Genomic DNA, 18,684 nt, shown 5'->3' on the forward strand with positions numbered 1-18,684 from the left:
CGGGGCTCGCTCAGCCGCCCGAGAACGGCGGCAGCACGTCGACGTTCGCGCCGATGGGGGCGGCGGCGTCGCGTCGCACGACGCCGTCGACGAGGAACGAGCCGTTCGCGACGACGCGCGCCATCGCCGGACCGTAGCGGCCGACGAGCAGGTCGCGCAGCTCGCCCAGGGTCGCCCCGGCCTCGGTCGTGGGGAGGGTTTCCTCCTCGACCCCGGCCACCTCGGCGGCTGCCGCGAAGTACCGCACGGTCACGGATGCCACGTCAGCCGCCGATCCCGCCCATGGAGCGGACCGGGCGGTGGAAGTCCGCCGCGTCGATGCCATGGCCGGCCTGCTTGCCCCACATCGCGGCGCGCCAGCGAGCGGCGAGCTCTGCGTCGGATGCCCCGTCGCGGAGCATCGCGCGCAGGTCGGTCTCGTCGTCGCCGAAGAGGCACGAGCGCACGGTGCCCTCGGCGGTCAGGCGGGTGCGATCGCAGGCGGCGCAGAACGATCGGGTCACCGAGGCGATGACGCCGACCGTGGCCGGCCCGCCGTCGACGAGCCACTCCTCGGCCGGGGCCGACGGGTCGTCGCGGCCGACGGGCTCGAGGTCGAAGTGCGCGCCGAGCACGTCGAGGAGCTCCTGGGCGTCGACCATGTTCGCGCGGCGCCACGTCTCGTCGGCGTCGAGCGGCATCTGCTCGATGAACCGCAGGCGGCATCCGTGCTCGATCGCCCACGCGAGCAGGGTGGGCGCGTCGTGCAGGGTCTCGCGCATCGCGACGGCGTTGACCTTGAGCGGGCCGAGCCCGGCGCGGTGCGCCGCGGCGATGCCGTCGAGCACGCGGGGGAGGCGATCGCGGCGCGTGAGCCGGGTGAAGTGCTCGCGGTCGAGGGTGTCGAGCGACACGTTGACCCGGCTGAGCCCGGCGTCCTTGAGGGCCTGGGCCTTGCGGTCGAGGCCGATGCCGTTGGTCGTGAGGGCGAGCGGCGTGCCGGGAGCGGCGGCGGCGCTCAGGGCGATGATCTCGACGAGGTCGGCGCGCGTGAGCGGCTCGCCGCCCGTGAAGCGCACCTCCGTGACGCCGAGGTCGCGCACGGCGATGCCGACGAGGCGGGCGATCTCGGTCGCCGAGAGCAGCTCGTCGCGCGGGAAGACGGGCAGGCCCTCCGCGGGCATGCAGTACGTGCAGCGCAGCGAGCAGGCCGACGTGATCGACACGCGGAGGTCGCGGGCGACGCGCCCGAACCGGTCGACGAGCCCCGCGACATCCGGTCGCCCCTCGATCGACGGCGCAGCCGACGGCGGCCGGCGCACCGCCGGCATGCCGAGCGAGAGGGCCGCCATGCCTCCACACTAGGCGCTCGGATGTTTCGCGCCGATGTCCGTCCGTTCACGTCGACCGGTCGACTGCCTCGGATTCCGTGACAGCGCCCCCGCGCGTCACTACCCTGAGACGAGTCGGGAGGAGACGCCATGTCGTTCATCACTCGAGGGTTCAGCGGACGCAGTCGCGAGCGCGACGATCGGCTGCCGCCGGGGCAGACGTTGGTCGGCGACTTCCCGGTGCTGTCGGCCGGGCCCACGCCAGAGGTCGACACCGAGGACTGGGAGTTCACGATCCGCACCGAGACCGGCGCGCACTCGTGGAACTGGGACGAGTTCATGGCGCTGAAGATCGAGGACGTCGACACCGACATCCACTGCGTGACGCACTGGTCGAAGCTCGGCACGCGCTGGCGCGGGGTCTCGCTTGACACGCTCTTCGAGGACGTCGAGACCGAGTACGACTACGTGATGGCGCACAGCTACGGCGGGTACACGACGAACGTCCCGCTCGACGAGCTGCTCGACGGCAAGTCGTGGGTCGCGTTCGAGTTCGACGGCGAGCCGCTCGACCCCGAGCACGGCGGCCCGGCGCGGCTGCTCGTGCCGCACCTCTACTTCTGGAAGAGCGCGAAGTGGGTGCGCGGACTCGTGATGATGGACCAGGACGAGCCCGGCTTCTGGGAGCAGAACGGGTACCACATCCACGGGGATCCGTGGAAGGAGGAGCGGTACTGGTGAGCGACGCTCCCACCGCGCAGGCCGTCGCGCCGAGCGCGGCGCTCCAGGCCGTGCCACGCGCGGGCTGGCACGTCGCCACCGTGGCCGCGACGCACCGGGAGACCCCGAACGCGACCCGCATCGAGCTCGACGTGCCCGGCTGGCCGGGCAACGCCGCCGGACAGCACCTCGACGTGCGACTCACGGCGCCCGACGGCTACCAGGCCACGCGCTCGTACTCGATCGCGTCGTCGGGGTCGTCGACCCGCGTCGTGCTCGCGGTCGACAAGCTGCCCGACGGCGAGGTGTCGCCGTACCTCGTCGACGACGTGCGCGATGGCGACATGCTCGAGGTGCACGGCCCGCTCGGCGCGTTCTTCGTGTGGGCTCCGGCGGCCGAGACGGGCGACCATCGCCCGGTGCAGCTCATCGCCGGCGGCTCGGGCGTCGTGCCGCTCTACGCGATGGCGCATGCGCACGCGGGCGCTGAGGACCCGACGCCGTTCCGCCTGCTGTACTCCGTGCGCACGCCCGACGACGTCTACTTCGACGACGAGCTCGGGACGCTGGCGGACGCCGCCGCACCGTTGCAGCTCGACTTCGTGTACACCCGCCGCGCGCCCGACGGCTCGGCCATCGTGCCCGGCCGGATCACGCAGAAGGCGCTGGAGGCCGCGGTGTTCCCCGCGTCCGAGCGTCCCCGCGTGTTCGTCTGCGGCTCGACCGGCTTCGTCGAGCGCGTCGCCGACTGGCTGGTCATGCTCGGGCACGATCCGCGGTCGATCCGCACCGAACGCTACGGAGGAACCTGATGGAGCACGTCGACGGCAATGTCCTGGCCGGCCCGCTCGCCGAGTTCTTCGCATTCGACGTGACGATGGCCACCGGCCGCTGCGTCGGCTGCGGCTCCGTCGCCGAGCTCGCGCGGGCGATGGTCTACCGCAGCGGCGCCGGCACGGTCGTGCGCTGCAGCACGTGCGACACCGTGCTCGCCACGCTCGTCGAGGCCGACGACCGCGCCTGGATCGGCCTGCGGGGCCTGACCGCGATCGAGGTGCGCCGAGCCCCGAACGAGGGTTGAGGAGCGCGGTCGGAGCCGACGCGTCTCGAAGCCCGGAATCGATCGGGAGCACCCCATGTGGATCGGCTGGATCGAGTTCGACCTGCTGCTCGGTGACGTGCACTCGCTGAAGGACAAGCGCGCGGTCATCCGCCCGATCCTCGCCGACCTGCGCCGTGCCACGGAGGCGAGCGTCGCGGAGGTCGCCGATCAGGACCTGCACCGTCGCGCCGTGCTCGGCGTCGGCGTCGTGGCCTCCGGCGCCGAGCGCGTCACCGACACGCTCGACCGGGCCGAGCGGCTCGTCGCGTCGCGCCCCGACATCACGCTGCTGTCGGCGCGCCGGCGGCTGCGTCGTAGCGACGACGACGACTGAGCGGAGCCCACGAGCGGATGCCGCGGGCTCCCGTCGGTCGGATGCCGCGGGCTATGCGCCCGCGACCGCCACGCCGTCCTTCCAGACGCGCCCGACGAGCGGCACGCCCGGCCGATAGGCGAGGTGCACGTGGCTGGGCGCGTCGAGCAGCACGAGGTCGGCCGGACCGCCGGGGCGGATCGCGCCGACATCCGTGCGCCGCAGCGCCGCCGCCCCGCCCGCGGTCGACGCCCAGACCGCCTCGGCGGGTGTCATGCCCATGTCGCGCACGGCGACCGCGATGCAGAACGGCATCGAGCTCGTGAAGCTCGAGCCGGGGTTGCAGTCGCTCGCGAGCGCCACGGTCACACCCGCCTCGAGGAGCCGTCGCACGTCGGGGTACGGCTGGCGGGTCGAGAACTCGACGCCCGGCAGCACGGTGGCGACCGTGTCGGATCCGGCGAGCGCCGCGACATCCGCGTCGTCGAGGAACGTGCAGTGGTCGACGGATGCCGCGCCGAGCTCGACCGCGAGGCGGACCCCGTCGCCCTCGCCGAGCTGGTTGCCGTGCACGCGCACGCCGAGGCCCGCGGCCGCGCCCGCCTCGAGCACGCGCCGTGACTGCTCGGCGGTGAAGGCGCCGCGCTCGCAGAACGCGTCGATCCACTTCGCGTGCGGCGCGCACGCCTCGAGCATCTCGCCGACGACGAGGTCGACGTAGGCCTCGGCGCCCGTGCCCGGGTCGCCGGACGGGTCGGCGTAGTCGGCGGGCACGACGTGGGCGCCGAGGAACGTGACCTCGTCGGTGACCTCGCGGGCGAGGCGCAGGATGCGCTCCTCGTCGCGCACCGAGAGACCGTAGCCCGACTTCACCTCGAACGTCGTGGTGCCCTGGGCGTGCAGCTCGGCCACGAACCCCGCGAGGCGGGCGCGCAGCTCGTCGTCGGTCGCGGCACGCGTCGCAGCCACGGTCGAGCGGATGCCGCCCGCCTCGTAGCGGCGCCCGGCCATGCGCGCGGCGAACTCCTCGGCCCGGTCCCCGCCGAAGACGAGGTGGGTGTGGCTGTCGACGAAGCCCGGGATCACCGCGCGGCCGCCGGCGTCGACCACCTCGACGTCGGCGTCCCACAGCGACCGGTGCTCCTCGCCGTCGCGCCGCTGCTCGCGTTCGTGCCGCAACTCGTCGTCGTGCGACGGCAGGTGCGCGGCGGGCCCGATCCACGCGATGCGGCCGTCCTCCACGAGCACGGCCGCATCGCGCACGATGCCGAGCGGGCCGCCGTCGCGATCGGGAGCCGGGTCGTTCGTGACCAGTTCGCCGACGTTCGTCAGCAGCATCCGCCTCACTGCACCGCCATCAGTCATGCGTCCATCATGGGCACGCGGAGGCCGCGCTCGCGAGCCACTTCGACGGCGCGGTCGTAGCCCGCGTCGACGTGGCGCATGACGCCGGTGCCCGGGTCGTTCACGAGCACGCGCGCGATCTTCTCCGCGGCGAGGTCGGTGCCGTCGGCGACGACCACCTGGCCGGCGTGGATCGAACGGCCGATGCCGACGCCGCCGCCGTGGTGGATCGACACCCAGGTCGCGCCCGACGCCGTGTTGAGCAGCGCGTTGAGGAGCGGCCAGTCGGCGATCGCGTCGGAGCCGTCGGCCATCGCCTCGGTCTCGCGGTACGGGGAGGCCACCGATCCCGAGTCGAGGTGGTCGCGGCCGATGACGACCGGCGCGCTGAGCTCGCCCGAGGCGACCATCTCGTTGAACTTCAGGCCCGCGAGGTGGCGCTCCTGGTAGCCGAGCCAGCAGATGCGGGCCGGCAGGCCCTCGAAGTGCACCTTCTCGCCGGCCTGCGTGATCCAGCGGCGCAGGTGCTCGTCGTCGGGGAACAGCTCGAGGATCGCCCGGTCGGTCGCCGCGATGTCGGCCGGGTCGCCCGAGAGCGCCGCCCAGCGGAACGGGCCCTTGCCCTCGGCGAAGAGCGGGCGGATGTATGCCGGCACGAAGCCCGGGAACGCGAAGGCGCGGTCGTAGCCGCCGAGCTCCGCCTCGCGACGGATCGAGTTGCCGTAGTCGAACACCTCGGCGCCGGCGTCCTGGAAGCCGACCATGGCCTCGACGTGCTTCGCCATGCTCGCGCGGGCGCGGATGGTGAATGCCTCGGGGTCGGATGCCGCGAGCTCGTGCCACTCGTCGACCGAGACGCCCTCGGGCAGGTACGACAGCGGGTCGTGCGCGCTGGTCTGGTCGGTGACGATGTCGATGCCGACGCCGCGGGCGAGGAGCTCGGGGAACACGGTCGCGGCGTTGCCGACCACGCCGACGCTGAGCGGCTCCCCGGCCGCCTTCGCGGCGAGCGCGCGGTCGACGGCGTCGTCGAGATCGTCCGCGACGACGTCGAGGTAGCCGTGCTCGACGCGGCGCACGAGGCGGGACTCGTCGACGTCGACGATGAGCACCGCGCCGCCGTTCAGGGTCACCGCGAGCGGCTGCGCCCCGCCCATGCCGCCGCAGCCGGCGGTGAGCGTGAGCGTGCCGGCGAGGCTGCCGTCGGGACGGCCGAGCGAGCGGCCGACGGCGCCGAAGGTCTCGTGGGTGCCCTGCAGGATGCCCTGCGTGCCGATGTAGATCCAGGAGCCGGCGGTCATCTGGCCGTACATGGTGAGGCCGAGCTGCTCGAGGCGGCGGAACTCGGGCCACGTCGCCCAGTCGCCGACGAGGTTCGAGTTGGCGATGAGCACCCGCGGCGCCCACTCGTGCGTGCGGAAGACGCCGACGGGCTTGCCCGACTGCACGAGCAGGGTCTCGTCGGGCTCGAGGTCCTCGAGCGTGCGCGCGATGGCGTCGAACGCCTCCCAGTTGCGGGCGGCCTTGCCCGTGCCGCCGTAGACGATCAGGTCGCCGGGGCGCTCGGCCACCTCGGGGTCGAGGTTGTTCATGAGCATGCGCAGCGGCGCCTCGGTCTGCCAGCTCTTCGCGGTCAGCTCCGAGCCGCGGGCGGCGCGGACAGTGCGCGCGGGGGCGAGGGGTGCATCGGTCATGTCTCGATCCCATCGCACGCCGAGCCCTGCGACAACGGATGCCGCGGCGTGCGCGTCCGGGATCCCAGACGAGGTGGGACGCCCGAACCGCTTGGTCGGCGGCGACGCTCCCGGTACCCGGCTCAGCCGAGCTGGATGCCGCGGGCGGCCATGAACGGGACCGCGTCGATGGCGGAGCCGTCGAGGTGCACCTCGAAGTGCAGGTGGCATCCGGTGGAGGCGCCCGTGCTGCCCACCGCGCCGATGAGCTGGCCCGCGGTCACCGTCTCGCCGGCGGCGACGAAGATGCCGCCCTGGGTCAGGTGCCCGTAGCCGGTCTCGACGCCAGAGCCGTGGTCGATCTGGATCCAGTTGCCGAGGCTGCCGTTCGGCCCGGCGGCGTTCACGACGCCGGACGTCGCGGCGTACACGGCCGTGCCGCACGCGGCGGCGAGGTCGGTGCCGCGGTGGAAGTCGTTCACGCCCGGCAGCGGCTTGACCGGCCGCGGCCCGAAGCCGTCGGTGATGCGGCCGACGACGGGGAGTGCCCACCCCTGGTCGCTGAGCTGGCCGGCATCGGCGGGAAGGTTGAGCAGGAGCGAGACGCCGCTCGATGCCAGCACGCTGTCGTTCGCGGCATCGGACTGCAGGTCGTCGAGCTCCTGACGCGCGTCGGCGAGCGCCTGCTCGGCGGCTTCGACGTCGGCTTCGGCCGCCTCGACCGGCACCTCATCGACCGCGGCCCACGCGACATCGGCGCGCTCCTGCGCCGCCGCGGCCTCTTCGGTGCGCTTGTCGGCGATCGCCAGGAGCTTCTCGACGTCGCCGGCGATCTGCTCGACCCGGGCGACGCCGCCGAGGCCGGCGAGCAGGTCCTTCCCGGCGCCGAACGCGGCGGGGATCGACGAGAGCGTCGCGCCGTCGCCCTGGGCGGCGGCGAAGTACACGCGGCCGGCGGAGTCGGCCTCGGCCTGGGCGTCGTCGGCGAGGCCCTGCATGCGCTCGGCGACCGCCTGGGCCTCGGCGCGCATCGAGCGCGCGTCGGCCAGTGCCGTCTCAGCGGCGCGCAGTTGCGACGTGGCGAACTGGATGCGCGCCTGCGCCGCGGCGAGCGCGGCCGACTGCAGGCTGTTCGTGCCGAAGCTCGACGCGCCGGCCCGCAGCGTCGAGCGGGTCGTGGTCGTGGTCGTCGGCGAGGTGGTCGGCGTCGCCGACGGGCTCGGCGTGGGCGTCGGCTCGGGCGTGGGGGTCGGCGTGGGCGTCGGCTCGGGCGTGGGGGTCGGCGTCGGCTCGGGCGTCGGAGTCGGTGTCGGTGTCGGCGTGGGCGTGGGGGTCGGCTCGGGCGTCGGCGTCGGCGTCGGCGTCGGAGACGGCTCGGTCGTCGGGTCGGTCGTCGGATCGCCGGTCGCGGGCGTCGTCGGCTCGGTCGTCGCGTCGGTGGGCGCCGGCGTCTCCGTCGTGCTCGTCGTCGTGTCGGTGGCCCCGCCGGTCGGGAGCTCCTCCGCGTACGAGGGCGCGCCACCGAGGACGCTCAGCAGCACGACCGCCGTCGCGGCAGCAAGCGTCACACCACCGCGGCGAGCGCTCCGTGAGTACCACGGGCGTTCTCTGCCGGGTGCTGCGCAGGTCGGCGTCGGCGTCATCTGGTTCCGTTCGGGTGTCGGCCCGGGGAGCCGATCCCGTCCAGTCTGTCATCGGCGCCCGGGGGAGACAACCGTTCCGGAGGGTCCGTTCCGCCCACGTTCGGGGTACATGAGCATGCCTCAGGTTCAGCACGACCCGCTGACCACCCGACGAGCGGGGGATCAGACCAGCGCGCCGGCCTCCCGCGACGCGGTCGCCACGACCTCGCCCGACGCCACGAGCCCCGTGATCGCCTCGATCTCGGGCGACAGGAATCGGTCGGGTCCCGGCACGGCGCCGACGCCGGCGACGAGCGACACGATCGCGCCCGTGGCGGCGCCCGGCTCCAGCGGGGCGCGCAGCGCGAGGCCCCGCGACGCCGTCATGACCTCGATCGCGAGCACGCGCGCGAGGCCGTCGATCGCGCGGCGCAGCTTGCGGGCCGCGGCCCACCCCATCGACACGTGGTCCTCCTGCATGGCCGACGACGGGATCGAGTCCACCGACGCCGGCACCGCGAGGCGCTTGAGCTCTGACACGATGCCCGCGGCCGTGTACTGGGCGATCATCAGTCCGGAGTCAACGCCCACCTCGTCCGCGAGGAACGGCGGCAGCCCCTGGTTGCGCGCGCGGTCGAGGAACCGGTCGGTGCGGCGCTCGCTCATCGACGCGACATCCGCCACGGCGATCGCGAGGAAGTCGAGCACGTAGCCGACCGGAGCGCCGTGGAAGTTGCCGTTCGACTCGACGCGGCCGTCGAGCGTGAGCACCGGGTTGTCGATCGCGCTCGCGAGCTCGGCGTCGGCGACGGATGCCGCGTGCGCGAGCGTGTCGCGCGCGGCGCCGTGCACCTGCGGGGCGCAGCGCAGCGAGTAGGCGTCCTGCACGCGGGTGCACTCGGGTCCCTGGTGGCTGGCCACGATGGGGGACTCGGCGAGCAGGCGACGCAGGTTGGACGCGGCGAGCGCCTGGCCGCGCTGCGGACGCAGGGCGTGCAGGTCCTCGGCGAAGACCGCGTCGGTGCCCATGAGGCCCTCGACGCTCATGGCCGCGGCGATGTCGGCGGTCGTGAGCAGCAGACGCAGGTCGTCGATCGCCAGCGCGAGCATGCCGAGCATGCCGTCGGTGCCGTTGATGAGGGCGAGGCCCTCCTTCTCGCCGAGGCGCAGCGGGGTGATGCCGGCGGCGGCGAGGGCCGTCGCGGCATCCGTCAGCTCGCCGTTCGCTGAGCTCGTCGAAGCGATCGCGTCGTGGTTGCTCCCTTCGACGGACTCAGGGAGCGGGGCGGGCTCAGGGAACGGGGACACCCGCACGTCGCCCTCGCCCATCGCGACGAGCGCGCAGTGCGCGAGCGGCGCGAGATCGCCCGAGCAGCCGAGCGAGCCGTACTCGCGCACGACGGGGGTGATGCCCGCGTTCAGGATCGCCGCGTACGTCTCCGCGGTCTCACGGCGCACGCCCGTACGCCCGGTCATGAGCGTCGAGAGGCGCAGGAGCATGAGGGCGCGCACGACCTCGCGCTCCACCTCGGCGCCCGAGCCGGCGGCGTGCGAGCGCACGAGGCTGGCCTGCAGCTGGGCGCGACGGTCCTCGGCGATGAACGTGGTCGCGAGCGCGCCGAAGCCGGTCGAGATGCCGTAGTGCGGTTCGGGGTCGGCGGCGAGGCCCTCGACGATCGCGCGGCTCGCGGCGACGCCCTCGAGGGCGGCCGGGTCGAGCTCGACGGATGCACCGTGCCGGGCCACGGCGACGACGTCCTCGATCGTGAGGGCTCCGGTGCCGACGGTGACGGATGCCGCGGTGCGGGCGGGTGCGGGCGCGATGGTGCTCATGCCTCCGATTCCACACCGCACCCGCGCGCGCGGGAACGCCGAGGAGTACGCTGGCGTCCGGGATCCCGGACGGCACGGAATCGGGCGGCGTCGGCGCACGGCGTCCGTGATCAGCGGGGATCCGGACGAGGAGGTCGCATGGAGCCCGGCTCGAAGGTGCCCGCCGCCGACCAGACGCTCGCGATCCTCGCCCACCTGGCCGCGCAGCGCGGTCCCGTGCCCGCGGCGACCATCGCCCAGGCGCTGGAGATCCCGCGCTCGACCGTGTACCACCTGCTCGCGGTCATGCAGGAGCGCGGCTTCGTCGTGCACCTGCCCGAGGAGCGCCGGTACGGACTGGGCATCGCCGCGTTCGAGCTGTCGAGCGGGTTCAGCCGACAGCAGCCGCTCGCCCGCCTCGGTCGGCCCCTGGTCGCGGCGCTCGTCGACCGGCTCGGCGAGTCGGGACACCTCGCCGTGCTGCACGGACGCGACGTGCTCTACCTCGTCGAGGAGCGCGCGCCGCGGCGCCCGTCCCTCGTCACCGACGTGGGCGTGCGCCTGCCCGCACACCTCACGGCCACCGGGCGGGCCATGCTCGCCGAGCTGCCGCCGGCGCAGCTGCGTGCGCTGTATCCCGACCGCGCGGCGTTCGCCGAGCGGCATCCCGAGGGCGAGGCGGATGCCGCGGAGTGGAGCTACGGGCGCCTGAAGCGCGTGCTCGCCGACGTGCGCGCGCGCGGCTGGGCCGCCGAGGACGGCGAGGTCACGAGCGGACTGGCGTCGGCGGGCGCCGCGGTCGTCGACCACCTCGGCTGGCCGGCCGCGGCGATCGCCGTGACGTTCCCCGACGACGCCGCGACCGGGCTGCGCGAACGTGCTGTCGAGGGCGTGCGGGAGGCGGCCGCGACGCTCTCACGTCGCATCCGCGGCATCCGCTAGCCCGCGCCGGGGCGGCCTCGGCCTCGGTCGCGATCAGCCCTTCGGTGCGAGCCAGCGCCGCAGCATCCGCGTAACGAACGGCAGCACCCAGTACGTCATGATCGGAGTCAGCACGAGCGTGGTGCCGAGCGCACGCAGCCAGATCGGCAGCTCGCCCCATCCGGGCACGGGTGCCACGAGGTACGCGAACAGCAGGTTCACCGGGAAGAAGCCCAGCCAGATCGTGACCGCCTGCTTCCAGCGCGGCGGCGCGGGCGGAAGCTCGGATGCCTCGGCGCCGGGCCCCGTGGCATCCGCCACCGGCACCGAGCCCGTCGCCGGCTCGTCGAACCAGCCCTCGATGCCGGTGCGCCGCCGACTGCGCTCCGAATGGACGAAGCCCTCGCCCATCGACAGCCACCAGCTGCGCTCGGGCGACCGCTCCCACGCCTCGAGCGTCTCCTCGTTCGCGAAGCGGTAGAGCATGTGCCACACGGTCGACGTCTCGCCCGCGCGCACCCAACCCGACCCGAGGAAGCCCGGGTACGCGTTCGCGAGGTTGACGCCCGTCTGCACCCAGGCGGTGGCCTCAGAGATCCGCGCCGGGTCCACCTCGCGCCGGATCGACACGGTGATCGGTTCGCTGGCCATGCACCCATCCCACCTCATCGCGGTTTCGGAGCGGTAACGGATGCGCCGACCGGATGGCGCCGGGCGGGCTCTCGCGGTTATCGTCATCCAGCCGGACAGCGCACGGAACCACCGACGCACGGGATCGACCCGCGGCGCACGAGTGGGAACGGAGGCGTCGGTGACGCAGGAGGCAACGGTCGACGCAGCGCGGCCCGGCACGACGGAGGCGCCGGAGGCTGCGGAGGCACCCGAGGGCGCTGAGGCGGCAGAGGCTGCGGAGGCGACCGAGGTTGCGGAGGCGCTCGAGGCTCCGGAAGCGGACGAGGCTGCGGCAGCGCTCGTGCCCGCTCCGGTCGCCCGCACCCGCACCAGGTGGTGGATCCCCGTGCTCGCGATCGTCGTCGTGCTCGGCGGCTCGGCGGGCGTGTACGTCGGGTCGGGCTACCTCGCGCACGAGGCGCGCAACGAGCTGATCCTGGAGGTGAACGCGATCGAGGCGCGCGCCGAGGAGGCGGTCGGCGACTGGCGCGCGGCCCGGACGCTCGCGACCGCGGCGGCCGCCGACGGCACCGCGGTGTCCGAGGTCGTCGTCGAGGGACTCGGCTCGGCCGAGCTCGCCGCGACGCTCACGGCCGCGGCGGAGGAGGCCGGCGCGCTCGTCGATGCGGCGGAGGGCGAGCCGAAGCTGCCCGAGCCCATCGTGTACGACGCAAGTGCCGTGCGGCCGGCGTCGACGAGCATCCTCGAGATCTTCGCCACGCGCGAGCGCGCCGCGAAGCTCGAGGCCGAGCTCGACCGGCTCACGCGATCGGCCGCGGAGCTCGACGCCGCGGCGGACGCCGCCGAGGAGGCGCGGACGGCGTTCTACGCCTCGGCCGCCCAGGACGCGACCGCCGCACTCGCGGAGCACTCGATCGCCACCTACGAGACGCGCATCGCCGTGCAGCACGGCATCGACCAGAAGGGCACCGGTTGGGTGCAGTCCCGCGACAGCCGTGGCGCCTACGCCGACCTCGCCGCCGCCGTGGACGCCATGAAGGCGTCGTCCGCGGCCGAGGCGGCCCGCCGCGCGGAGTCCGACTACGCCGTGCGCGGTCCCATCGAGGACTTCGCCCGGTCGATCGCGCATGGCGTGAACCTCGACTTCACGTGGGCGCACGTCGTGAACGGCCGCTCGAGCGACGAGTGGTACTCCGGCACGGCCATGTACCGCGACACCGACGGCGGCTGGGCCACGATCGAGCTCAGCCACAGCATCGGCTGGTACTTCTCCGACGACATCAACGCCAAGGCGGTCGTCGTGCACGAGGTGGGGCACGCCCAGGTCGTCCGACCCGAGTGCAAGCCGCTCTTCACGGGACCGGTCTTCGCCTCCGACGACGAGATGTGGGCGACCGCCTGGGCCATCGCCAAGGGCTACGACACGTCGGGCGCCGGCATCGGGGCCTACGGACGCCCGTCGGACGCCCAGATCGCCGAAGCCGGGAAGTGCATCTGAGCGTCCGATCGGGTGTCAGGTCGGGCTGACCGAGGTCAGCCGACGAGCCGTCGCGCCGCGCCGAGCACCCGTCGGGAGCCGACGAGCGCCAGCGTGAGCAGCGCGAGCGCGACGAGCGCCGGCACCGGCCCGAAGCCCGCGACGAGCAGGGTCGCGACGCCCGCGACGGCCGCGACGGTGTCGACGGCGGTGGTGATGACGGATGCCGCGTGGCCGCCACCATGACGTCGACCCCGCTCGAAGCGCGCGAACACGAGCACGACGGGCACCACGGCCGCCGCCCCCGCGGCGAGCCAGAGCGGACGCGTGGCCCACCACTCGACGCCGACCGGCTCGGGCAGGGGCGTGCCGTACGTCGCGTTCGCGGCGAGGGAGAGGCCCGCGAGTGCGACCAGCACGGGCATGTGCCAGAGGTACACCGTCATGGCGCGCTCGCCGACCGCGGAGATCGGGCCCGAGGCATCCGCCCGGTCGACCCAGGCTCGGATGCGCGGGCGTGCGAGCTGGAACAGGGCGAGCTGCGCGATGCCGAGCACGACGAGGGTCACGTTCGGCGGGTTGAGGTTCTCGTACATGTCGACGGGATACGGGCCCGCGACGGTCAGCACCCCGAGCACGGCGAGTGCCGCTCCCGCCATGCCCCACAGCGCGCGGGGACCGAATCGGTCGAGCCCGCCGTCGGCGAGGTGGAAGCCCAGCTGTTGCACGAGCAGCCACACGAGCACCAGGTTCAGCAGGCCGATCGCGTCGACGCCCGTGGAGAGGCGCACGACGTCGACCGCGACCACCGCCACGAGGAGCGCGACGGGCGTCAGCAATCGTGCCCGCTCGTGGGCGCGCACCATGATCGGCACGAGCGCGGAGGTCACGAGGTAGACGCCGAGGAACCACAGCGGCTGGCCGATGCGGAAGCCCGCCGTCGCGACGAGGTCCTCGGGCAGGCCGGCGAGCCGCAGCACCACGAGTCCGCTCGCGACGACCGCGACGACGGCGATCGCCGGTCGGACGAGGCGAACGATGCGGGAGCGCACGTAGTCCGACGGCGTCGCGCCCTTCGCGCGCATCGACCGCCAGTGGTGGAAGCTCGAGAAGCCGCCGGCGATGAAGAACAGCGGCATGATCTGGACGACCCAGCTGACGGGCCCGAACCAGGCCTGGCCCTCGAGCGCGTTCTGCAGCACCGGTCCGTCGGGGCCCGTGCTCACGCCGAACATCATCGCGTGCAGGCCGAAGACGACGACGAGCAGGGCGACGCGGATCGCGTCGACGCTCGAGTCGCGGGCGACGCCGGTGCGTCCGCCGGCGAGCGCGGTGCTGCGGTCGGATGCCGCGGCGCGAGCGCCCGCCGGGCGGCTGAGCGTGTCGGTCATCACCGTGCTCCATCCGGGCGGACCCTCCACCCACGACAGCGACGGTAGGGATGCGGCACCCGACCCCGCATCACACGGGGGTGCCGTTCCGGCCCCTACCGCGGTACCGCTCGCGGGGACGGCGGATGGGTCGTCGGTACGACGCCCGCCGTTCGCTGAGCTCGTCGAAGCGAACCCGTCGGGGTCGTCCCTTCGACGGGCTCAGGGACCGCCAGGCGTCACGAGACCCGTGTCGTACGCGAGCACGACGGCGTGCACGCGATCGCGCAGGCCGAGCTTCTGCAGGATCTTCGACACGTGCGTCTTCACGGTCTGCTCGGCGATGAAGAGGGCCGACGCGATCTCGGCGTTCGACATGCCGCGGCCAACGAGCACGAGCACCTCGCGCTCGCGCTCCGTGAGGCCGGCCAGGCGGGTCTCCGACGTGCGCGGCGGCTGCGCCGACCGGGCGAAGTCCTCGATGAGGCGCCGGGTCACGCTCGGGGCGAGCAGCGCGTCGCCCGCGGCGACCACGCGCACGGCGGCAACGAGCTCCTCAGGCGTGGCGTCCTTCAGGAGAAACCCGCTCGCGCCCGCGCTCAGCGCCTCGTAGACGTACTCGTCGATGTCGAACGTCGTGAGCATGAGCACGCGCGGCACGTGGTCGGAGCCGCGCGCCGGCGCCTGCAGGTCGCGCGTCGCCTCGATCCCGTTGCGGTGCGGCATCCGCACGTCCATCACGACGACGTCGGGTCGCAGCTCCCGGGAGAGCGCGACGGCCTCGACGCCGTCGCCGGCCTGCCCCACCACGTCGATGCCGGGCTGGGCGGCGAGCACCGCCGCGAACCCGGCACGCACCATCGCCTGGTCGTCGGCGACGAGCACCGTGATCGTCACGTGGTTCCTCCGTCCGACCCGAGCGGGAGGGTCGCAAGCACACGGTATCCCCCGCCCGGACGCTCGCCGTACTCCGCACGGCCCCCGAGCAGGGCCGCGCGCTCGCCGATGCCCACGAGCCCGTGTCCGCCACCGCGCGCGTCGGGCCCAGGGGCATCCGTGGCCGCCTCGTTCTCGACGCCGACGACGAGGTCGTCGGCGAGCACCTCGACCGTGACGTGCGTGGTGGCGCCCGGGGCGTGGCGCACCACGTTCGAGAGCGCCTCCTGCACGATGCGGTAGGCCGTGGTCGCCGTGAGGCCCGCCGCGGGCAGCGCCTCGCCGAGCTCGAGCGTGACCGGCACACCCGCGCGCTCGACCGACCCCACGAGCGCGGGCAGGTCGTCGAGGCCGGGCTGCGGCGCGGTGTCGGGGGCGGCGTCCGCGCTGCGCAGCACGCCGAGCAGCTGGCGCATCTCGGTCATGGCGGTGCGAGCGGATGCCGCGATCTCGCCGAACTCGGCCGTCGCCTCGTCGCTCAGCCCATCCAGGCGATACGGCGCGCTCGTCGCCTGCACGTGGATGATCGACAGCCCGTGCGCGACGACGTCGTGGAGCTCGCGTGCGATGCGGTTCCGTTCCTCGACGAGCACACGGCGCTCCTGCTCGGAGGCGGTGGCCGCCCGCTCGCGGAACAGCTCGACGCCGATGGTGCGACGCTGCGCCACCAGCACGGCCACGGCCAGTGCCGAGAGCGTGATGGCCGCGGCCGTCACGACGTTGGCCGCGGCGCCCGCATCGACGAACGCGAACGGCGCGGTCACGACGACGCCGGCGAGCCACGCGACGAGGCCGAGCCACCACGGGCGCATGAGGCCGAGCACGATGAGAAGGGCCGCCTGCGACACGATCGACGTCACGGGCCACGGCCAGGGCGCGGCATCCGACGACGCGGAGATCAGGGCGAAGGCGAGGAGGCCGACGGTCGAGAGGGCGGTGCCGAGCCACGGCAGGCGCACGGCGAGCGGGACCGCGCCCGCGAGCGCCAGGCTCGTCACGAAGGCCGCGAGGAGGTGCACGCCGTAGGCGGTCGCGGCGATCGGCGCCGAGATCGTCACGAGCACGACCGCGACCAGCGCGGTCGCGAGCCAGGTCCACGCGCGGAAGCGGCGGTCGGCGTCGCGGGGCGGTGCGGGCATTCGGGAGTCCATGGTGGCAGCAGCCTGTCATGCGGGCCGCGACGCGGCATCCCCCCGCGGAGCGATCCTGCGGCCGTACGCAGGTAGGGGGCGCCGTCAGCGCTCCGTCGACGGGGTCACCACGCCGTCGACTGCCGTGTCGGGCTTCATCCGCGAGGACGCGAGGCGGTCGACGTTCCGGCTCTCGCGGTTCTTCTGGATCATGCGATCGTCGCGGAGCGGGAGTTGCAGGCCATCCTCGGCGTCGATGCCGTTGCGCAACTGCCGCGCTCGCTCGACCTCGGTGTCGAGCACCGCGCCGAAGACGAGCGCGAGGTTCGACAGCCACACCCAGAGGAGGAACGCCACCGCGAACCCGAGCACCCCGTACGTCCGCTCGTACGTGCGCACGCCGAGCACGTAGGCGGTGAAGAGCGCGGTCGTCGCGAGCCAGCTGAGCAGGGCACCGCCCGCGCCGACGCTCATCCAGCGGATGTTCCGGCGCTTCACGTTCGGCGTCGCCCAGTAGAGCACCGCGATCATCACCGCCACCAGCACCGCGACCACGGGCAGCTTCAGGAAGTCCCACCAGATGACGAGCCCCTCGTCGAGCCCGAGCGAGCGCGCCAGGGCGTCGGCGACCGGGCCGCTCACGAGCATGAGCACCGCCACGATCGAGGCGAGCGCGACGATCACGACGGCGACGCCGATGAACAAGGGACGCGACTTCCAGAACGGGCGGCCCTCCGCCACGCCGAGGATGCGGTTCATGCCGCGCCCGAACGTGCCGAGGTAGCCCGACACGGTCCAGAGGGTCAGCACGAGCCCGGTCGCGAACGCGAGCGCGGCGTGCGACGCGTCGAGCAGCTGCTCGATCGGCTCGTCGACCGCCGTCGCGACCTGGTCGCCGGCGAGGTCGCCGATCACGTCGAGGGCGGTGCGTGCGACGGCCTCCGCGCTCCCGAAGATGCCGATGAGCGCGAGGGCGCCGAGCAGTGCGGGGAACACCGAGAGCACCGCGTGGTAGGTCAGGGCCGCCGCGAGGTCCCAGCTCTGGCTGATCCGGAACTCGTGCAGCGTGCGACGGAAGAGGGTGCGCCAGTCGTCGCGCGTCAGCTCGACGGGTGAGTCGACGGGTGAGTCGGCATGGGAACTCATCTCGCCTCCTCGGGACGGACGGATGACGCTCGCTGGTGCCGAGCCTATGGCCGCGGATGCCGCGGACGGCAGGGGTTGCGCACGCCTTCCCGGTCGGGTCAGCCGAGGTGGGCGTGCAGGAAGGCCGCCACGCGCGGTCGGAGCGCGTCGTCGAGGATGCCGATCGAGTGCGCATCGCCCGGGACGACGACCAGCTGCGCCGGGACGCCGGCGGCGCCGAGCGCCGCGACGAAGCGCTCCGACTGCCCGAGGGGCACGACCTCGTGCTCGGCGTGCCCGATGAAGACCGGCGGGTCGCTCGCGTCGACCAGGCTCGCCGGCGAGGCATCCGCCGACTGCGGGCACGCCTCGAGGCTCGCACCCGGGTCGCACCCGAGGTACTCGCCGACGATGCCCTTCAGCCACGGCGATGCGGCGTCGGCGGCCAGCTCGGCCGCGCTCAGGCCGACAGGACCCGACAGCTCCGCGACCGCGGCGACCCGCGAGCCCTGGTCGAGCGGCCCCTCGCCGGTCATGCCGAGCAGCGCGGCGAGGTTGCCGCCGGCCGAGCCGCCGAACGCGCCGATGCGCGTCGGGTCGATGCCGAACCGCTCGACCTGCTCGGGGTCGCGCAGCCACTCCACCGCGAGCGCCACGTCGTCGATCGCGGCCGGGAACCGTGCGTCGGGCACGAGCCGGTAGTTGACGGATGCCGCGACGAAGCCCTCGCTCGCGAGCCACAGGCACACGTTGCGCCAGTCGGCGTTCGCCTTGTCGCCGCGCGCCCAGCTGCCGCCGTGGATCGACACGACCGCGGGCCGCTGCTGCTCGAGCGCATCGGCGGCGGGCAGGCAGACGTCGAGCGTCAGCAGCGTGCCGTCCTCGCGCGTGCCGTACTCGAGGTCGGCCTCGACCTCGAGGCCCGCGGGCGGGGTGAACGTGCGGATGCCGATCACCTCGGCGCTCGCGACCTCGCTCGCCGCATCCGGCCCCGTCGGGTCGATCTCGCGGAGCTGGGTGTGGAAGCCGGAGAGCGCGACCACGCCCGTGATCGCCGCGATGGCGGCCAGCGCGGCTGCGACGATCCGCCTGGCGCGGATGCCGGAGCCGCCTGCGATTCGGGTCGAGGTCACACCGGGCTCCGGGTTCAGGGGTGGAGTGATGCTAACCCACCATCCGGTGATGTCAAACGCGGC

At 73.7% G+C, this 18,684-nt stretch carries 18 protein-coding genes; 6 read left to right on the forward strand and 12 right to left on the reverse strand.

Going from position 1 to position 18,684, the window contains the following annotated elements; all coding sequences use genetic code 11:
- Window positions 1-10: 10 nt before the first annotated feature.
- A complete protein-coding gene (locus ACFVN5_RS03800) occupies window positions 11-262 on the reverse strand; it encodes a MoaD/ThiS family protein (protein WP_376953323.1) in 252 nt (83 codons plus the stop codon).
- Between the two features lies 1 nt (window position 263).
- Window positions 264-1,331: a GTP 3',8-cyclase MoaA gene (gene moaA / locus ACFVN5_RS03805; protein WP_376953325.1), complete on the reverse strand. Its 1,068-nt coding sequence runs from the start codon at window positions 1,329-1,331 to the stop codon at window positions 264-266.
- Window positions 1,332-1,460: 129 nt separating this feature from the next.
- Between moaA and ACFVN5_RS03810 the strand changes: the two genes are divergently transcribed.
- Genes ACFVN5_RS03810 through ACFVN5_RS03825 form a run of 4 tightly spaced genes read left to right on the forward strand, consistent with a single transcriptional unit; the run spans window position 1,461 to window position 3,466 of the window.
- Window positions 1,461-2,051, forward strand: a complete 591-nt coding sequence (locus tag ACFVN5_RS03810; RefSeq protein WP_376953326.1) for a sulfite oxidase-like oxidoreductase — start codon at window positions 1,461-1,463, stop codon at window positions 2,049-2,051.
- Window positions 2,048-2,842 carry an FAD-binding oxidoreductase gene (locus ACFVN5_RS03815; protein WP_376953327.1) on the forward strand — a complete coding sequence of 265 codons (795 nt, stop codon included), beginning with the start codon at window positions 2,048-2,050 and terminating at the stop codon, window positions 2,840-2,842. The genes ACFVN5_RS03810 and ACFVN5_RS03815 overlap by 4 nt, the downstream gene beginning before the upstream one ends.
- Window positions 2,842-3,111, forward strand: coding sequence for a DUF6510 family protein (locus ACFVN5_RS03820; protein WP_376953328.1), 270 nt, complete (start codon window positions 2,842-2,844; stop codon window positions 3,109-3,111). Before ACFVN5_RS03815 ends, ACFVN5_RS03820 begins: the two co-directional genes overlap by 1 nt.
- Window positions 3,112-3,166: 55 nt before the next feature.
- Window positions 3,167-3,466 carry a DUF503 domain-containing protein gene (locus ACFVN5_RS03825; protein ID WP_376953329.1) on the forward strand — a complete coding sequence of 100 codons (300 nt, stop codon included), beginning with the start codon at window positions 3,167-3,169 and terminating at the stop codon, window positions 3,464-3,466.
- Window positions 3,467-3,517: 51 nt separating this feature from the next.
- On the opposite strand, the gene hutI is transcribed toward ACFVN5_RS03825, so the two are convergent.
- From hutI to hutH, 4 genes are all read right to left on the reverse strand, one after another.
- Window positions 3,518-4,810, reverse strand: coding sequence for an imidazolonepropionase (gene hutI, locus ACFVN5_RS03830; RefSeq protein ID WP_376953330.1), 1,293 nt, complete (start codon window positions 4,808-4,810; stop codon window positions 3,518-3,520).
- Complete coding sequence (gene hutU / locus ACFVN5_RS03835; protein ID WP_376953332.1) at window positions 4,807-6,483, reverse strand: urocanate hydratase; 1,677 nt, start codon at window positions 6,481-6,483, stop codon at window positions 4,807-4,809. The genes hutI and hutU overlap by 4 nt, the downstream gene beginning before the upstream one ends.
- 122 nt (window positions 6,484-6,605) lie before the next feature.
- Entirely contained in the window at window positions 6,606-8,030 is a 1,425-nt protein-coding gene (locus ACFVN5_RS03840) for a M23 family metallopeptidase (RefSeq protein WP_376953333.1), read from the reverse strand.
- 237 nt (window positions 8,031-8,267) lie between these two features.
- Window positions 8,268-9,917 (reverse strand): histidine ammonia-lyase, encoded by a 1,650-nt coding sequence (hutH, locus tag ACFVN5_RS03845; RefSeq protein WP_376953334.1) that lies wholly within the window; start codon window positions 9,915-9,917, stop codon window positions 8,268-8,270.
- Window positions 9,918-10,055: 138 nt separating this feature from the next.
- Between hutH and ACFVN5_RS03850 the strand changes: the two genes are divergently transcribed.
- Window positions 10,056-10,838, forward strand: a complete 783-nt coding sequence (locus ACFVN5_RS03850) for an IclR family transcriptional regulator (RefSeq protein ID WP_376953335.1) — start codon at window positions 10,056-10,058, stop codon at window positions 10,836-10,838.
- 33 nt (window positions 10,839-10,871) lie between these two features.
- Here ACFVN5_RS03850 and ACFVN5_RS03855 read toward each other — a convergent pair whose 3' ends face one another.
- Window positions 10,872-11,468 carry an antibiotic biosynthesis monooxygenase gene (locus ACFVN5_RS03855; protein ID WP_376953336.1) on the reverse strand — a complete coding sequence of 199 codons (597 nt, stop codon included), beginning with the start codon at window positions 11,466-11,468 and terminating at the stop codon, window positions 10,872-10,874.
- 160 nt (window positions 11,469-11,628) lie between these two features.
- On the opposite strand from ACFVN5_RS03855, the gene ACFVN5_RS03860 reads away from it, so the two are divergent.
- Entirely contained in the window at window positions 11,629-12,948 is a 1,320-nt protein-coding gene (locus tag ACFVN5_RS03860) for a hypothetical protein (protein ID WP_376953337.1), read from the forward strand.
- 35 nt (window positions 12,949-12,983) lie between these two features.
- Here the strand turns inward: ACFVN5_RS03860 and ACFVN5_RS03865 are convergent, their stop codons facing one another.
- From ACFVN5_RS03865 to ACFVN5_RS03885, 5 genes are all read right to left on the reverse strand, one after another.
- Window positions 12,984-14,318: an acyltransferase gene (locus ACFVN5_RS03865; RefSeq protein ID WP_376953338.1), complete on the reverse strand. Its 1,335-nt coding sequence runs from the start codon at window positions 14,316-14,318 to the stop codon at window positions 12,984-12,986.
- Window positions 14,319-14,519: 201 nt separating this feature from the next.
- Window positions 14,520-15,194 (reverse strand): response regulator, encoded by a 675-nt coding sequence (locus tag ACFVN5_RS03870; protein WP_376953339.1) that lies wholly within the window; start codon window positions 15,192-15,194, stop codon window positions 14,520-14,522.
- Entirely contained in the window at window positions 15,191-16,372 is a 1,182-nt protein-coding gene (locus ACFVN5_RS03875) for a sensor histidine kinase (RefSeq protein WP_376953340.1), read from the reverse strand. The genes ACFVN5_RS03870 and ACFVN5_RS03875 overlap by 4 nt, the downstream gene beginning before the upstream one ends.
- A 96-nt stretch (window positions 16,373-16,468) precedes the next feature.
- Window positions 16,469-17,509 (reverse strand): YihY/virulence factor BrkB family protein, encoded by a 1,041-nt coding sequence (locus ACFVN5_RS03880; protein ID WP_376953341.1) that lies wholly within the window; start codon window positions 17,507-17,509, stop codon window positions 16,469-16,471.
- Window positions 17,510-17,607: 98 nt separating this feature from the next.
- Window positions 17,608-18,621 (reverse strand): alpha/beta hydrolase, encoded by a 1,014-nt coding sequence (locus ACFVN5_RS03885; protein WP_376953342.1) that lies wholly within the window; start codon window positions 18,619-18,621, stop codon window positions 17,608-17,610.
- Between the last annotated feature and the right edge of the window lie 63 nt (window positions 18,622-18,684).

The organism is Agromyces sp. NPDC057865 (genome assembly GCF_042796995.1).
GTDB lineage: Bacteria > Actinomycetota > Actinomycetes > Actinomycetales > Microbacteriaceae > Agromyces.

Coding starts and splice junctions, on each gene's coding strand:
- moaA (WP_376953325.1), bottom strand. CDS start 1,331: ATGGCGGCCCTCTCGCTCGGCATGCCGGCGGTGCGCCGGCCGCCGTCG.
- ACFVN5_RS03810 (WP_376953326.1), top strand. CDS start 1,461: ATGTCGTTCATCACTCGAGGGTTCAGCGGACGCAGTCGCGAGCGCGAC.
- ACFVN5_RS03820 (WP_376953328.1), top strand. CDS start 2,842: ATGGAGCACGTCGACGGCAATGTCCTGGCCGGCCCGCTCGCCGAGTTC.
- ACFVN5_RS03825 (WP_376953329.1), top strand. CDS start 3,167: ATGTGGATCGGCTGGATCGAGTTCGACCTGCTGCTCGGTGACGTGCAC.
- hutI (WP_376953330.1), bottom strand. CDS start 4,810: ATGACTGATGGCGGTGCAGTGAGGCGGATGCTGCTGACGAACGTCGGC.
- hutU (WP_376953332.1), bottom strand. CDS start 6,483: ATGACCGATGCACCCCTCGCCCCCGCGCGCACTGTCCGCGCCGCCCGC.
- hutH (WP_376953334.1), bottom strand. CDS start 9,917: ATGAGCACCATCGCGCCCGCACCCGCCCGCACCGCGGCATCCGTCACC.
- ACFVN5_RS03850 (WP_376953335.1), top strand. CDS start 10,056: ATGGAGCCCGGCTCGAAGGTGCCCGCCGCCGACCAGACGCTCGCGATC.
- ACFVN5_RS03855 (WP_376953336.1), bottom strand. CDS start 11,468: ATGGCCAGCGAACCGATCACCGTGTCGATCCGGCGCGAGGTGGACCCG.
- ACFVN5_RS03865 (WP_376953338.1), bottom strand. CDS start 14,318: ATGACCGACACGCTCAGCCGCCCGGCGGGCGCTCGCGCCGCGGCATCC.
- ACFVN5_RS03875 (WP_376953340.1), bottom strand. CDS start 16,372: ATGCCCGCACCGCCCCGCGACGCCGACCGCCGCTTCCGCGCGTGGACC.
- ACFVN5_RS03880 (WP_376953341.1), bottom strand. CDS start 17,509: ATGAGTTCCCATGCCGACTCACCCGTCGACTCACCCGTCGAGCTGACG.